The organism is Achromobacter sp. SD115 (assembly GCF_017355315.1).
Lineage (GTDB): Bacteria > Pseudomonadota > Gammaproteobacteria > Burkholderiales > Burkholderiaceae_B > Achromobacter > Achromobacter xylosoxidans_B.
On sequence record NZ_JADIJM010000030.1, the window covers coordinates 55,543 to 69,557 of the forward strand.

Below are 14,015 nucleotides of genomic sequence, written 5' to 3' on the forward strand. Positions count from 1 at the left end.
TTAGTCCAGCGCGACCTTCAACCGCGCCTGCACCAGCTGGCGCAGCACCAGCAGCTTGCCGTGGAAGAAGTGCGATGCGCCCGGCACCACCACCACCGGAATCGAACGCGGACGCGCCCAGTCCATGGCCTCGGACAGCGGCACGACCTCGTCTTCCTCGCCGTGCACCATCAGCGTGTCGTCCGGCACCTGCACTTCATGCGACTGGAAGCGGTTCACGGCCGGCCCCATCAGCATCAGGGCCGACGGCAGCACGGCGTCGCCCTGCTCCGCCAGCGCGGCATAGGCCTGCGCCGCGACGGCGGTGCCGAACGAGAAGCCGGCCAGCACCCACGGCGCCTGGGCCAGTTCAGGATGCAGTTCACGCATCTGCGCCACGACCGCCAGCATGTCCTGGGTTTCGCCCACGGATTTGTCGAACGTGCCTTCGGACTGGCCGACCCCGCGGAAATTGGGCCGCACCGCCACCAAACCATGTTGCACGCAGGCGCGCGACAAGGTCGTGACTACCTTGTTCTCGCGCGCGCCGCCCTGTAGCGGATGCGGATGCAGGACCAGCGCCCAGCCTCGCGGCGTGCCCGCAGGCCAGTCCACGGCGCAGTCGATGCGGCCGGCGGCTCCGGTGAATGCGTGGGTTTCAGTGCGTGCGGACATGGCGTAACTCAGGATGCGGAAAAAAAAGCGATGTTAACCGCCCGGCCTGGGCGCGGGCTTCAGCGTCGTGGCCAGCCACTGCGCCAATTGGTCGGCGGCATCGTCCGTCGCCTGGCGCAACGCCGTGACCCCGCCTTGCGCGTCCTGCGTGGGCGCCGGCGCGCGTGCCTCGATGCGCGTCTGGCCCAGCACGCTGCGGCCGCTGAGCAACACCGCCTGCAGCAGCACGCGGCCTTCGCTGGACTGGCCGTCGGCCGCGAATACCTGTTCGAACTGGGACAGCGACACCTGCAGCTGCGGCGTCTGCAGGGTGACACGCTCATCCAGCACCGGCCCCTGGCGCGACAGGCGCTCGGTAAGGCGCTGCCGCACCAGATCCGCCGGCGGCGAGGCCCAACGGTAGCTGGCATAGGCCTTGGGCGCGGCGCTGTCGCCCACGCGCCAGATCACGCCGGTATCGGACAGGCTGGGCACGGCCTGGAAGACCAGCGCGATCGTCTCGCGCGCGGGCAAGGCCGGCGCCGGCCGGGAGTCCAGGCCCAGGTCGAACACCGAGGGCGGCGCGGCCACGCGGCCGATGCCGCAACCGGCCAGGGCCAGCGTCAGGATAAGAACGGCGCTACGCATCTTCATCATTTGGACGATCTCCCGAAGCCTGCAAAGCCGGCCTCGCCGGGCCCGGGCTCGCGGGGCGCCGGGCCGAACAGGAATGATTGCGGCGTGTTGTCCACACGGCGCAGGGTAACGGTGGCGCCGCGCGCGGCCGCGCTGACATTGGCGGCCATGCCGGTGATCGCCGGCAGGGTCTCGCCATCCAGCCGCGCGGCGGCCAGGGCAATGTCGTTGAGGCTGCTGGTGGCGGCGGACAGGGGGCCGCCAGGCGCATTCAGGCGCGCCAGCGACTGGCGGGCCTGCGCGGCCAGGTCGCCAACTTCGCGCGCGGCACGGTCGGCCTGGCGCGAGGTCTTGTCCAAGGAATCCATCAGGGGGCCGAGCTTGGCCAGCGTGGGCCCCAGATCCTGGCTGGCAGCCCTGAGCGATTGGGTGATGTCGGTGGCATTCTGCAGGCTGGCGGTGAGCGCCTGCACATTCTGCTCGCTCAGCACGCGCCGCAGTTGTTCGGTGACTTCTTCCACGTTCGAGATCAGCTTGCCGCCGCGCTGCTCGATGCGATCGAGAAAACCGGGGCGCAGCGGAATGGCGGCCGGATGCGCGGCCGACGACGCCAGCCGCTTCATCGACGTGCCGTCGTCGCGCAACTCCACGTTGGACATGCCGGTCACGCCCTGCACGCCCAGCTCGGCCCAGGTGGATTCGGTGATTGGCGTGTTCGGCGCCACGCCGATGCGGATGCGCACCTGCCCGGGCTTGTCCGGGTTCAAAGCCAGCGACTGCACCTTGCCCACCGGCACTCCCTGGTAGCGCACCGTGGACTGCGGGTTCAGGCCGCTGACGGCGGTGGCGGAGATGATTTCGTATGGCTGCAACTGCGTCCGGTCGCGGCCGATCCAGATGGCCACCAAGGCGGCTGCGGCCAGCAGGACCAGCGTGAAGACGCCGGCCATGAGCGCATGACTACGGTTTTCCATGATGCAATCCCTTCGGCGCCAGATCCCCCAGCGCGCGCAAACCGCGCTCGCCCAGGAAGAACGTGTGAATGAACGGGTGATCGACCTTCAATACTTCCGGCACCGTGTCGCACACGATCACCCGTTTGTCCGCCAGCACGGCGACGCGCGTGGCCAACGCCAGCAGCGTGTCCAAGTCGTGCGTCACCATGACGACGGTAAATCCCAATTGCCGGTGCAGGCTGCGCACCAGGTCCACGAATTCGTCCGAACGCAGCGGGTCCAGGCCGGCGGTGGGCTCGTCCAGGAACAGCAGTTCCGGATCCAGCGACAGCGCGCGCGCCAGCGCCACGCGCTTGACCATGCCGCCGGACAGGTCCGAAGGCCGCTTGTCGGCGTCGCGCGCCGACAGGCCCACCATCGCCAGCCGGCACATGACGACGTCGCGCACCAGATCTTCCGGCACCGTGCGCAGTTCGCGCAGCGGCAAGGCCACATTGTCGAACACCGACAGCGCGGAAAACAACGCCCCCGCCTGGAACAGCATGCCCCAGCGGTAGGACAGCCGCCGGCGTTCGCCCGCCGTCAGCTCGAACAGCGCATGTCCCAGCACCCGCACCGAGCCCGCGGCCGGCCGGTCCAGTCCGATGATCTGCCTCAGCAGCACCGTCTTGCCGGTGCCCGAGCCGCCCACCAGCACCAGGATTTCGCCCGGAAAGACGGTCAGGTCCAGATTGTCGTGCACCACGTGGTCGCCGAACGCCGTGCGCAGTCCGCGCACGGTGATGACGGGTTCTATCGTGACGCCATCCTCGGCGAACAGCTTGTGCTGGGCGGCGCTGTTCATCAGATGCCCACCGAACTGAAGATGACGGCGTAAAACGCGTCCAGCAGAATCACACCCGTGATGGAGGTAACTACCGATGTAGTGGTGCCGCGTCCCAGGCTTTCCGTGTTGGGCTGGATGCGCAGACCGAAATGGCAGGCGATCAGCGCGATCAGCATGCCAAAGGTCACACCCTTCAGAATGCCGATCCAGTAGTTAGTCAGTGAAATCGCATCCGGCAGCGACTGCAGGAACCATTGCGCCGACACCCCCAACTGCATCTGCGCGGCGAGCATGCCGCCCAGGATCGCCATGGCGTCCGTCCACAGCACCAGCAGCGGCATGGTCACGGCCAGCGCCACCACCCGCGGCAGGATCAGGCGCTGTCCGTGCGATATGCCCATGACGAGCATCGCATCCAATTCCTGCGTCACCCGCATCACGCCGATCTGCGCCGTGATCGCGGAACCCGATCGGCCGGCGACCAGGATGGCGGCCAGCACCGGACCCAGTTCGCGCACGATGGACACGCCCAACAGGCGGACGATGAAGCGGTCCGCGCCTATCATCTGCAGCTGCTGCGCCGACAGATAGGAGAGCACCACCCCGATCAGGAAGCCGACCAGCGCGGTAATGCCCAGCGCCTGCGCGCCGGTGCGGTACACCTGCGCCGAAATCTCGCGCCAGGGCCCCAGCCGCGGGCGGCGCAGCATGCCGCCGAAATCCAGCACCAGTTGACCCAGCATGACGAGCAAGGCGCGGCCATTGTCGATGGCCTGGAAGATCGCCTCGCCCACGGCGCGCGGCCAGCTCCAGGGATCCCGTTTGGACGCTGCGGCCGGCGTCTCGCCCTTATTCATGGCCAGGGCGTTGAAAACATCCTGCTGGCCAGCCGACCAGCGCACGCGCTCGGGCAGCTTGTGGCCCCAGGCCTCCCAGATCAGCAGCGCGCCAATGGTGTCCAGCCGGCCGATGCCGTGCAGGTCCCAGCGCGCGCCGCCATCGGTGGCGCAGGCCAGCGCCGCGCGGCGGCGCTGCACCTCGCCGGGCTCCGCCAGCGCCAGCACGCTCCAGTCGCCGGCCACATGGCACACGCCTCCTTCGAAGCGGAAAGGTGCGGCAGCGGCAGGTGCGGACGTAGCGGAATGCGGCATGAAGACAGAATACCGGTGCAAAATGTATCGCCAATCATAAACGCTGGCGCAGGCAGACCGCGAGCGCGGGCCGCGTGCCCTACAATCGCCGCCATATGCCCGCTCAAGCCAGCCCCATCGACCTGCCAGCGCCGGAAACCCTGGTCCGCACGCTCAGCACGCGCCTGCCCGCCTTCCAGGACATCGCCTGGACCGGCAGCACCGGATCGACCAATGCCGACCTTCTGGCGCGCGCACGCGCCGGCGCCGGCGGCAAGCCCTGGCTGCTGGGCACGCACCTGCAGGAAACCGGCCGCGGCCGCGCCGGCCGTCCCTGGCAAAACCGCACGGGCTCCACCCTGATGTTCTCCTGTGCCTTCGACGTGCATCTGCCGCCCGCGCAACTGCCCGCGCTGTCGCCGCTGGCGGGCATCGCCGCCTGCGAGGCCCTGCGCGCCGTCGCCGGCCCGCATGCCACCGGGCTGTGCATGAAGTGGCCCAACGACGTGCAATGGCACGACGCCAAGTTGGCGGGCGTGCTGGTGGAGACCACCCGCAATCCCGGCGGCAGCGAGGCCGGCCATACGGTCGTCATCGGCATGGGCGTGAACCTGATCGACGCCGCCCGGCTGTCGCTCGCGCTGGAGCGCGAGGTCGCCGACTGGAGCCAGGTGCAGGCGGGCGCGGTCCGCCAGGCAAGCGCCGCCGACCTGGTCTGCGCCAGCGCCACGGCTTGGCTCGAAACGGTCCAAACCCTGGAGCGCGAGGGTTTTGGCGCCTTCAGGCGGCGTTTCGACCAGGTGGACGCTTTGGCCGGCCGCAAGGTCAACGTGCTGGACAAGGGCGCTATCCTTCTAAGCGGCACCGCCAGCGGCGTGGACGAGCAGGGCCGCCTGCTGGTGCAAACGCCCGAAGGCATCCAGCCGATCCTGGTCGGTGAAATCTCGATTCGACGCCAAGCATGATTATTCTCATCGACTCCGGCAACAGCCGTCTCAAGGTGGGTTGGCTGGACGCCGGCAACCCCGACACGCCGCGCGAGCCAGCGGCGGTCGCCTTCGACGGTCTGGACCTGGACGCCCTGGACCGCTGGCTGTCCACCTTGCCGCGCCGCCCCTTGCGCGCGCTTGGCGTCAATGTGGCCGGCGAGGCCCGCGGCGCAGCTATCGCCGCCATCCTGCAAAAACACGGCTGCGCGGTGACCTGGTCGCCATCACAGGCGGCCACGCTGGGGCTGGTCAACAGCTACAAGACGCCCACGCAGCTGGGCGCCGACCGCTGGGCCTCGCTGCTGGGCGTGCTGTCGCGCCTGCCTGACGCGCACCCGCCCTTCGTGCTGGCCAGCTTCGGCACCGCCACCACCATCGACACCGTCGGACCCGACAACATCTTCGCCGGCGGGCTGATCCTGCCCGGCCCGGCCATGATGCGCAGCGCCCTGGCCCATGGCACCGCCAATCTCCCCATCGCCAACGGTCAGGTCGTGGCCTATCCCACGGACACGCACGAGGCCATCGCCTCGGGTATCGCCGCCGCGCAGGCTGGCGCGGTCGTGCGCCAATGGCTGGCCGGACGCCAGCGCTACGGCCAAACGCCACAAATCTACGCGGCGGGCGGCGGCTGGCCCGAAGTGCACCAGGAAATCGAACGTTTGCTGGCGGACGCGGGCGGCGCCTTCGGCGCCGCGCCCGTGCCCATCTATCTGGATCACCCCGTCCTGGACGGCCTGGCCGCGGTCGCGCGCGCCACCCTGGACGCCGACGCCTGAACGGAGTCCCCGGCCATGCGCGTGCTCTTCATCCTCATCCTGCTTGCAAATCTGGGGGTCTATGCGCTGGGCCAAGGCTGGCTGGGCGTGCGCCCCGAGGACGAAGGCCGCGACCCGCGCCGCTTCAACCAGCAACTGAATCCTGACGCCGTGACCCTGGTCCCCAAGACGGCGCCGCCCCGCGCCCCCTGAAGTCCCGGCCGACGCACACGCCGGCCGCGATGGGCGCTAGCCCGCCCTTCCCGCCTCCAGCCACGGCGCCAGCGCGTCCAGCGTACGCTCCGTGGCGCCCGAATGCATGCGGAACCATGCCAGCGCCGCCTCTGCCGCACGCTGACGGCGCGACTCGTCCGCCAGCAACGCCATCGCCGCATCCACCGCCTCGGCGGCATCGGCCGCGCGCAACGCGGCGCCCGCCGCGATGGCGTCTTCCGCCGCCTGCTTGAAGTTGAAGGTGTGCGGGCCGACGATGACTGGCACGCCCGCCGCGCAGGCCTCGATCAGGTTCTGCCCGCCCAGCGGCGCGAAGCTGCCCGCCACGATCGCGGCGTCCGAAGCGGCGTAGTAGAACGCCATCTCGCCCAGCGTGTCGCCCAGCAGTACCGCCGTGTCCGGTCCCGGCGCCTCGCCCACGGACCGCCGGACGTACGGCAGCCCGGCCGCCGACAGCAGGCGCGCGGCCTCGTCAAAGCGCTGTGGATGGCGCGGAATCAACAGGAACAAGGGCGCGCCCGGCCGGGCGGCATGGCGCTTGATGGCCTCGATGAAACCGCTGTCCTCGCCCTCGCGCGTGCTGGCCACCGCCACCACGCGCCGGCCCAGCCGTTCGCGCCAGGCCTGTCCCGCGGCAACTCGCGCCGCCGGCAGGACCAGGTCGAATTTCAGATTGCCCGTCACGACCGGCCGCGGCGCCCCCGCTTGGACGAGCCTGTCGGCGTCCTCGGCGGTCTGCGCCAGCACCGAATCCAGTCCGCCCAAGGCTTCGCGCATCACGCCGCCCATCCTGCCGGCCTGCCGCAGCGACGACGCCGAAAACCGGGCGCTGACCAGCGCCATCGGCACTCCCGCACCGCGCGCGGCGGCCAGCAGATTCGGCCAGATTTCACGTTCGATGAGCAGGCCGCAGCGCGGCCGCCAGGCCGCCATGAAACGGCGGGTCGCGCCAGGAAAATCGTAGGGCAGCCATGCCTGGCGCAACTGCCCGCGGGCGATCGCGTCGGCGTACTGGCGCGCGCCTTCGGCCCGGCCGGTCGCCGTCATGTGCGTCAGCAGCACCGGCAGGCCCCGGTCGAGCAAAGCCTGCAGCAAGGGCTGCGCAGCGCGCGTCTCGCCCAAACTAACTGCATGCACCCAGACGGGACGCCTCCAGGACTCAGCAGACGTAGTGGTCGCCGTGCCGTGACCGAAGCGTTCGGCAGAGAAGATTTCCCATTGGCCGCCCGCGCGCCGGGCGCGGTGGCCCATCCAGAGCCAGACCAGCGGTGACAAAGCCCTGAGCGCCAGCGAGTAGACGCCACGGTTCATGTCATTGAGCGGCCAACGCCTGCTCCACCGCCGCCATCACGGCCTCGCGCGAAGGCGAAGCCCCGCGGTCGCCCAGGCTGGCGGTGTAGCTGGAGCCGACCAGCGGCGTGCGCACTGGCGTCGAGGCACGGTAAATGCCGATGGTGGGACGGCCCAGCGCGGCCGACAGATGGGTCAGACCGCTGTCCAACCCCACCATCATGCGGGACCCGGCCAACAGGCGCGCCACCGCGCTCAGATCCATGCGCGGCATCACCTCGGCGCCGTCCATGCCTGCAATCAGCAGACGGGCGCGCTCGGCCTCCTGCTCATTCCCCGCCAGCAATTTCAAGGTGCAGCCGGCCTCGCGCAGGCGGCGGAAAACGACGCGCCAGTCTTCTTCCGGCCAGAGCTTGTCGTCGCGGCTGGCCGACGGCATGATCACCGCGTAGCCGCGGTCCGTATCCAGATGGTGCAAACGTGGCAGTTCGCCGACGTTCATGCCCTCGCTGCCGACTTCCAGCACGGGGTCCGCCGCAGCCTGTGTCGCTTGGCGCGCGAAAGCCTGCAGCCCGAAATCGGGCGCGCCGGCGTACTGGTAACCGAACGTCAAGGCGGCAAGCTTGCGCTGGCGGATCACCGCCGGCTGCCAGAACTCGACCCGATGCCGCACGTTGTAGAACAGCGACGCCAGCGCCTCGCGCGCCGAACGCCAGTCCAACCCATGCCGCACGCCACGGGTCTGGCGCACCAGCCAGGCGGATTTCAGCAAGGCCTGCATGTCGAGCACGATGTCGTACTGCTTGGACCGCAGGCGTTCTTTCAGCGCGCTGCGCTCGGCCCGTACCTGCGCCGACCACCAAGCCTTGCGCCAGCGCCGATGGGCCACCTTGATGACTTCATTGACTGCGGGATGCCATGCCGGGATGTCCGCAAAAGCTTCTTCTGCAATCCAGTCGATCTCCGCGTCCGGCACATGCCGGGCGATATCGGATATGGCGGGCAGCATATGCACCAGATCGCCTAGCGAAGAAGTGCGAACAATGAGGATGCGTGTTGGCATTGACAAAAGCACAAAAGACCGCGTGACGCGGAGTCGGAATCATCCGCCGATGCAGGGCGGCATCCGCAGCAAAGAATTTCGGCAATTTACAACAAACTGCACGAGTCATGCGGCCGCGTTTTATCAGGCCAACAGCCGTCATCCAGGCAGGAACGCCTTGAAAAACCTTTCAAATATCTATTCCTATGCCGACTCAGACAACTTCGAACGGCAAGGATCTAGGCATGAATTGCAGCGTCTTGCGGATAGAAGCGTCGTCGACCTGCAAGGTGCCCGTAAGCTGCTCATATGCGCCACGCTGGCCCGCAGCCTGCGCCAACATACGCAGCATGAAAGACGGGAAAGGAATCAAACGCGCTGGCCGACCGACATCCTTGGCCACACCCCGCAAAATATCCGGTGTCGAATAGTCCTGCAGGTCCCGCACATGGAATACATGACCAGGCGCATCAGGATGCTGCAAGCATGCCAATAGCGCGGCCGACAGGTTATCCACATGCACCAAGCTGCGTTGATTGCGCACGTTGCGCAATGGCAGCGGCACGCCGGCCCGAACCCAACGGGCCATCCGCGCCATATTGCCCGGCGCGCCCTTGCCATAAACCAGCGGAGGCCGGACGATCACCAGCTCGGCGTCATGGCGCTGCGCCAACTCGGCCAGCTTCTGCTCCGCCTTCAATTTGGACTTGCCGTAAGGCGTAGTCGGTCGGCATTCCGTCTGCTCGGTCAACGGAGCCCCCGTCTCGCTGGACGTTCCCACGGCGCCGATGGAACTGACGAACACGAAGCGCTTCACTCCGGAACGAAAGGCGGTGTCGGCCAGTCTGCAAGTCCATTCCACGTTCACCTGCTCAAACAGAAGTTCGTGGTCGGCAGGCGGGGCGCCCAGCACGTGGGCTCGCCCCGCAAGATGGCAGACAGCCTCCATCCCCGACATGGCCTCCAGCAGCGCCGCTTCATCCTCCATATCCGGGATATTGCGCACTTCGACCCGCTCGTCGTCCAGAGGGCGGCGTGTCAACAAACGCAACGAGTGCCCTTGCGCCAACAGATCCCGCACCACCCGTTGCCCGACAAATCCCGTGCCGCCGGTGACTAATATTTTGCTCATCATATTTTCGTAAGTTGTTGTTCAAAAAAGGGCACGCCTCGCGCATTGCCAAAAGGACATTCGAACTCGCCACCCGTCTCGCCGGATCTCCGCCTGCCAGCAAGCCAAGGAACGAGTAATGCGCCCCCATTTAGTTTGCGCATCCTACTCCCATTGAGCGCCGCATATTGCGGCACCTTGGATGCCCACGTCGCGCGAACCCTTCTCGGCGCCCACGCCCGCCTGCGGCGCGGGCGCAGTTACTCTACCCCGACGACGTGTTGATACAATCACGCACCCCCAAACTCTCTTTATCAGTCGGTGTGACTTTGCGTACCTCAATCGGTGCAGTTCGGCAAGCCCTCGTTGACCTCCCGAGATCAGCCAAAAGAGCCCTTGCCATTTCGCTGGACGCGCTGATTCTGTTTGGCGCATTCCAGCTGGCATTATGGCTTCGTTTCGAGCTGTTTTTTACGACACCAGACTATCTTTTGCTGTCATTTGCGGCGTGCGCCAGCGGCATCTTCGCGCTCGTCGTATTCGGCACGTATCAATATGTGCTGCGGTACATGACGGACCGCGTAGCCCTGGTCATTGTAGGGGGCGTTCTGGTTTCGATCATGACGGTCACCGCCTGCAGCCTCTTTCTGCAGATGTCCTCCGGGCTTTCCCGCGGCGTGTTGACCATTTACGGCGTCGTGTCCTTGGTGCTGCTGCTGGGTGTACGGCTGGCGGCCATCAAGATCTTGTTTCCGCGCCACCGGCTTGGTGATATCCCGCGGGACAGCGTCGTGCGCGTGCTTATCTATGGCGCAGGCCCGGCTGGCAGCCAATTGGCTCTCGCCTTGCGCAACAGTTCGCACTACCGCCCGATCGCGCTGGTCGACGACGACCGGGATAAAACCGGTCTGATGGCCGCTGGCCTGCGCACCTACCCGACGAGCGAGGTAGGCGAACTCGTGGAAAGCCACAATATCGGTCAGATCTTGATTGCCAAGCCTACGGCTTCGCGCGAACAAATCAACAACATGGTGGAGATCGGTTCGCAGCACAGCATCCGGGTCCGGATTGTGCCGAATCTGCACGAAATGGTCGATCAGGCCGGCGGCCTGAAGGCTCGCGACCTTCAGATCGAGGACCTGCTGGGCCGCGATGCCGTGGCGCCGCTGCCCGCACTGCTCGGCCGATATGTAACTGGGCATGTGGTCATGGTGTCCGGCGCAGGCGGTTCCATAGGCTCCGAATTGTGCCGCCAGATCCTGGCGCTGCAGCCCCGCCGCCTGGTCTTGCTGGAAATCTCTGAACCCGCCCTGTACACCATCGGCCAGGACCTCGCCGGGATCAACGCGCAGAATGTGGAGATCGTGCTGCTGCTGGGTTCCACGGGCGATCAGCGGAATTGCGCAGAACATATGCGCAAGTATGGCGTCGAGACCATCTATCACGCAGCAGCCTATAAGCATGTCCCGTTGGTCGAACACAACATCCGCGAGGGCATACGCACCAATGCCTTCGGAACGCTGTCCTTCGCCCGTGCCGCCATCGAATCCGGCGTCAAGGATTTCGTGCTGATTTCCACAGATAAGGCTGTCCGGCCCACCAATGTCATGGGCGCAACCAAGCGCCTGGCCGAATTGGTGCTGCAGGCGCTGGCGGACATCCAGACCGGCACCCGTTTCTCGATGGTGCGGTTCGGCAATGTGCTGGGTAGCTCGGGCAGCGTCGTCCCCTTGTTCAATCGGCAGATCCAGCACGGCGGGCCGGTGACCTTGACACATTCGGACATTACCCGCTACTTCATGACCATCCCGGAAGCAGCACAATTGGTGCTGCAGGCAGGAGCCATGGGCGCCTCGGGCTCGGTCTTCGTCCTGGACATGGGAGAACCGGTCCGGATATACGACCTGGCCAAACGCATGATTCAACTGCATGGTCTGACCGTGCGCACCCCGGAATTCCCAGACGGCGACATCGAAATCCGGATCACGGGCCTACGCCCCGGAGAGAAACTCTACGAAGAACTCCTGATCGGTGGAGATGTCTCGCCTACGCAACACCCTCGCATCATGCAGTCGAAGGAACATAGCATTCCTTATGACGAATTGATGAAAGAACTCGAAAGCATGGAACATTCTTTCACGACGGGCGATGAAATGGCCCCAAAGGCGATGCTCAAAAAGCTCGTGATTGAATATACTCCGTCCTGAATTCAATTAAATAAACCCGCTGCCATAATTAGTATATATAAGCCATGAGCAACAAAACTTTCTGCGACAAGACCTTGCTAATAACCGGAGGCACGGGTTCTTTCGGCAATGCCGTTCTGAAGCAATTCATTAATTCCGATATCGGCGAAATCCGCATTTTCAGCCGTGATGAAAAAAAACAGGACGATATGCGGAAGCGCTTCAACAATCCGAAGTTGAAGTTCTATATCGGCGACGTGCGCGACTACACAAGCATCCTGAACGCTACTCGCGGCGTCGATTTCATTTTTCATGCGGCGGCGCTCAAGCAAGTCCCTTCGTGTGAATTCCACCCGATGGAGGCTGTGCGGACCAACGTCCTGGGCACCGAGAACGTACTCGAAGCAGCCATTGTCAATAATGTCAGCCGCGTCGTGTGCCTGAGCACCGACAAGGCCGTTTATCCGATCAACGCCATGGGCATCTCCAAGGCAATGATGGAAAAAGTGATGGTTGCCAAGTCGCGCAACCTCGACGGCAAGGGCACCGTGATCTGTGGGACCCGCTATGGCAACGTCATGGCGTCGCGCGGATCGGTCATCCCCCTCTTCTTCGACCAGTTCCGCGCCGGTACGCCGTTCACGATCACCGATCCCGACATGACGCGTTTCATGATGACGCTGGAAGATGCGGTGGATCTGGTGCTGTATGCGTTTGAGCATGGCACGAACGGCGATATCTTTGTGCAGAAGGCCCCCGCCGCCACGATCGAAACCCTGGCCGAAGCCCTGCTCGCCATCCTCAAGAAGCCAGAGCATCCGATCAACGTCATTGGTACGCGGCATGGCGAAAAACTCTATGAAACGCTGTTGAGCCGCGAAGAAATGGCTGCCGCCGAGGACCTGGGCGGGTACTACCGCGTGCCGCCCGATCTGCGCGATCTCAACTACGGCAAGTTCGTCGAACAAGGCGAACCGAAGATTTCGCAATACGAAGACTACAACTCGCACAATACCGAACGCCTGGACGTGGCCGGCATGGTGACCTTGCTGCGCAAGCTCGATTTCATCCAGGCCATCGAGCGCAACGACATCCCCGAAGCCGAGGGCTAAATGAAGCTGCTAATCACCGGCGCCAACGGATTCGTCGGCAAGAACCTACGCGTATTGCTGGGCGAACGCGAGGAATTCGAGGTGCTCGCATTCACGCGCGAGCATACGCTGGCGCAACTGGAAGCCATGGTCCAGGAAGCGGATTATGTCTTTCATCTGGCCGGCTCGAACCGTCCCAAGGATCCTGCCGAGTTCAAGGAAATCAACCTGGGATTGACGCAGTCGCTGATCGATTTCGCCGCCAAGCGCCAGCGCCCCTTGCCGATCGCCTACACCTCCTCGATCCAGGCGGAGCTTGAAAATCCCTACGGCGCCAGCAAGCTGGCGGCCGAAGAAGCGCTGCTGGCCTATGGGCGCCAGACTGGCTCGTCGGTGCGCTTGTTCCGGCTTCCCAATGTGTTCGGCAAATGGTGCCGCCCGAACTACAACTCCGCCGTGGCAACCTTCTGCCATAACATCGCGCACGACCTGCCGATCGCCATCAATGATCCTGCGGCCAAGGTGCGCCTGGTGTACGTGGACGACGTCTGTAAGGCCCTGATCGCCTTGCTCGCCGAAGAGCCCGGTCTTAACGGGTACGTGGAAGTCGAACCGGTCTATTCCACCACCGTCGGCGACATGGCCGACGAGATCCGCGGTTTCAAGGAAAGCCGCCAGACGCTCATCACGCCTCGCGTGGGTACCGGCTTCACGCGTGCCCTGTATTCGACCTACATGAGCTATCTGGAGCCGGCGCAATTCGCGTACACCGTACCCAAGTACGGTGACCAGCGCGGCGTTTTCGTCGAGATGCTGAAGACGCCCGACGCTGGCCAGTTTTCGTTTTTCACCGCACTCCCCGGCATCACACGCGGCGGCCACTATCACCACACCAAGACCGAGAAATTTCTGGTCATCAAGGGCTCGGCTCGTTTCGGTTTCCGCCATATCGTCACCGACGAGACGTTCGAAATCCTCACCAACGGCGACGAGCCCACCATCGTCGAGACCATTCCGGGCTGGGCGCACGACATCACCAATATCGGCGAGGGCGACATGGTCGTCATGCTATGGGCGAACGAGATCTTCGACCGGCAGAATCCCGACACCATCGGCCACAAAGTTTAATTATC

At 65.2% G+C, this 14,015-nt stretch carries 14 protein-coding genes; 6 read left to right on the forward strand and 8 right to left on the reverse strand.

The features are described from left to right. The 5 genes from IPU70_RS29465 to IPU70_RS29485 are packed head-to-tail and all read right to left on the reverse strand — an operon-like array spanning position 1 to position 4,202. Entirely contained in the window at positions 1 to 654 is a 654-nt protein-coding gene (locus tag IPU70_RS29465; protein WP_207472684.1) for an alpha/beta hydrolase, read from the reverse strand. A gap of 33 nt (positions 655 to 687) precedes the next feature. After that, positions 688 to 1,287 (reverse strand): ABC-type transport auxiliary lipoprotein family protein, encoded by a 600-nt coding sequence (locus IPU70_RS29470; protein WP_207472704.1) that lies wholly within the window; start codon positions 1,285 to 1,287, stop codon positions 688 to 690. After that, entirely contained in the window at positions 1,287 to 2,243 is a 957-nt protein-coding gene (locus IPU70_RS29475) for an MlaD family protein (RefSeq protein ID WP_207472685.1), read from the reverse strand. The genes IPU70_RS29470 and IPU70_RS29475 overlap by 1 nt, the downstream gene beginning before the upstream one ends. Next, positions 2,230 to 3,069: an ABC transporter ATP-binding protein gene (locus IPU70_RS29480; RefSeq protein WP_207472686.1), complete on the reverse strand. Its 840-nt coding sequence runs from the start codon at positions 3,067 to 3,069 to the stop codon at positions 2,230 to 2,232. The genes IPU70_RS29475 and IPU70_RS29480 overlap by 14 nt, the downstream gene beginning before the upstream one ends. Beyond that, positions 3,069 to 4,202 carry an ABC transporter permease gene (locus tag IPU70_RS29485; RefSeq protein WP_207472687.1) on the reverse strand — a complete coding sequence of 378 codons (1,134 nt, stop codon included), beginning with the start codon at positions 4,200 to 4,202 and terminating at the stop codon, positions 3,069 to 3,071. The genes IPU70_RS29480 and IPU70_RS29485 overlap by 1 nt, the downstream gene beginning before the upstream one ends. Positions 4,203 to 4,297: 95 nt before the next feature. Between IPU70_RS29485 and IPU70_RS29490 the strand changes: the two genes are divergently transcribed. The 3 genes from IPU70_RS29490 to IPU70_RS29500 are packed head-to-tail and all read left to right on the forward strand — an operon-like array spanning position 4,298 to position 6,141. Further along, a complete protein-coding gene (locus IPU70_RS29490) occupies positions 4,298 to 5,146 on the forward strand; it encodes a biotin--[acetyl-CoA-carboxylase] ligase (RefSeq protein ID WP_207472688.1) in 849 nt (282 codons plus the stop codon). Further along, the gene (locus IPU70_RS29495) at positions 5,143 to 5,949 is read left to right on the forward strand and encodes a type III pantothenate kinase (protein WP_207472689.1); all 807 of its coding nucleotides are present in this window, start codon (positions 5,143 to 5,145) and stop codon (positions 5,947 to 5,949) included. Before IPU70_RS29490 ends, IPU70_RS29495 begins: the two co-directional genes overlap by 4 nt. A gap of 15 nt (positions 5,950 to 5,964) precedes the next feature. After that, positions 5,965 to 6,141, forward strand: coding sequence for a hypothetical protein (locus tag IPU70_RS29500; RefSeq protein ID WP_013396859.1), 177 nt, complete (start codon positions 5,965 to 5,967; stop codon positions 6,139 to 6,141). 36 nt (positions 6,142 to 6,177) lie between these two features. Here IPU70_RS29500 and IPU70_RS29505 read toward each other — a convergent pair whose 3' ends face one another. The 3 genes from IPU70_RS29505 to IPU70_RS29515 all read right to left on the reverse strand — a co-directional run bounded on the left by IPU70_RS29505 (position 6,178) and on the right by IPU70_RS29515 (position 9,629). Next, positions 6,178 to 7,473 carry a 3-deoxy-D-manno-octulosonic acid transferase gene (locus IPU70_RS29505; protein ID WP_207472690.1) on the reverse strand — a complete coding sequence of 432 codons (1,296 nt, stop codon included), beginning with the start codon at positions 7,471 to 7,473 and terminating at the stop codon, positions 6,178 to 6,180. 1 nt (position 7,474) lies between these two features. Continuing rightward, positions 7,475 to 8,515, reverse strand: a complete 1,041-nt coding sequence (gene waaC / locus IPU70_RS29510) for a lipopolysaccharide heptosyltransferase I (RefSeq protein ID WP_207472691.1) — start codon at positions 8,513 to 8,515, stop codon at positions 7,475 to 7,477. A 193-nt stretch (positions 8,516 to 8,708) separates the two neighbouring features. Next, the gene (locus tag IPU70_RS29515; protein WP_207472692.1) at positions 8,709 to 9,629 is read right to left on the reverse strand and encodes an NAD-dependent epimerase/dehydratase family protein; all 921 of its coding nucleotides are present in this window, start codon (positions 9,627 to 9,629) and stop codon (positions 8,709 to 8,711) included. Positions 9,630 to 9,928: 299 nt separating this feature from the next. On the opposite strand from IPU70_RS29515, the gene IPU70_RS29520 reads away from it, so the two are divergent. From IPU70_RS29520 to IPU70_RS29530, 3 genes are read left to right on the forward strand one after another with little or no spacing between them, the layout of a single operon-like run. Then, positions 9,929 to 11,812, forward strand: coding sequence for a polysaccharide biosynthesis protein (locus IPU70_RS29520; RefSeq protein ID WP_371819131.1), 1,884 nt, complete (start codon positions 9,929 to 9,931; stop codon positions 11,810 to 11,812). A 44-nt stretch (positions 11,813 to 11,856) separates the two neighbouring features. After that, on the forward strand, positions 11,857 to 12,903 hold the full coding sequence (locus IPU70_RS29525; RefSeq protein WP_207472693.1) for a polysaccharide biosynthesis protein: 1,047 nt from the start codon (positions 11,857 to 11,859) through the stop codon (positions 12,901 to 12,903). Then, the gene (locus IPU70_RS29530) at positions 12,904 to 14,010 is read left to right on the forward strand and encodes a capsular polysaccharide biosynthesis protein CapF (RefSeq protein ID WP_207472694.1); all 1,107 of its coding nucleotides are present in this window, start codon (positions 12,904 to 12,906) and stop codon (positions 14,008 to 14,010) included. The last annotated feature ends 5 nt before the right edge of the window (positions 14,011 to 14,015 follow it).

Bases quoted from the DNA above. Each gene is read 5' to 3' on its own strand.
- IPU70_RS29465 (WP_207472684.1), bottom strand. From the start codon at position 654: ATGTCCGCACGCACTGAAACCCACGCATTCACCGGAGCCGCCGGCCGC.
- IPU70_RS29470 (WP_207472704.1), bottom strand. From the start codon at position 1,287: ATGAAGATGCGTAGCGCCGTTCTTATCCTGACGCTGGCCCTGGCCGGT.
- IPU70_RS29475 (WP_207472685.1), bottom strand. From the start codon at position 2,243: ATGGAAAACCGTAGTCATGCGCTCATGGCCGGCGTCTTCACGCTGGTC.
- IPU70_RS29480 (WP_207472686.1), bottom strand. From the start codon at position 3,069: ATGAACAGCGCCGCCCAGCACAAGCTGTTCGCCGAGGATGGCGTCACG.
- IPU70_RS29485 (WP_207472687.1), bottom strand. From the start codon at position 4,202: ATGCCGCATTCCGCTACGTCCGCACCTGCCGCTGCCGCACCTTTCCGC.
- IPU70_RS29490 (WP_207472688.1), top strand. From the start codon at position 4,298: ATGCCCGCTCAAGCCAGCCCCATCGACCTGCCAGCGCCGGAAACCCTG.
- IPU70_RS29495 (WP_207472689.1), top strand. From the start codon at position 5,143: ATGATTATTCTCATCGACTCCGGCAACAGCCGTCTCAAGGTGGGTTGG.
- IPU70_RS29500 (WP_013396859.1), top strand. From the start codon at position 5,965: ATGCGCGTGCTCTTCATCCTCATCCTGCTTGCAAATCTGGGGGTCTAT.
- IPU70_RS29505 (WP_207472690.1), bottom strand. From the start codon at position 7,473: ATGAACCGTGGCGTCTACTCGCTGGCGCTCAGGGCTTTGTCACCGCTG.
- waaC (WP_207472691.1), bottom strand. From the start codon at position 8,515: ATGCCAACACGCATCCTCATTGTTCGCACTTCTTCGCTAGGCGATCTG.
- IPU70_RS29515 (WP_207472692.1), bottom strand. From the start codon at position 9,629: ATGATGAGCAAAATATTAGTCACCGGCGGCACGGGATTTGTCGGGCAA.
- IPU70_RS29525 (WP_207472693.1), top strand. From the start codon at position 11,857: ATGAGCAACAAAACTTTCTGCGACAAGACCTTGCTAATAACCGGAGGC.
- IPU70_RS29530 (WP_207472694.1), top strand. From the start codon at position 12,904: ATGAAGCTGCTAATCACCGGCGCCAACGGATTCGTCGGCAAGAACCTA.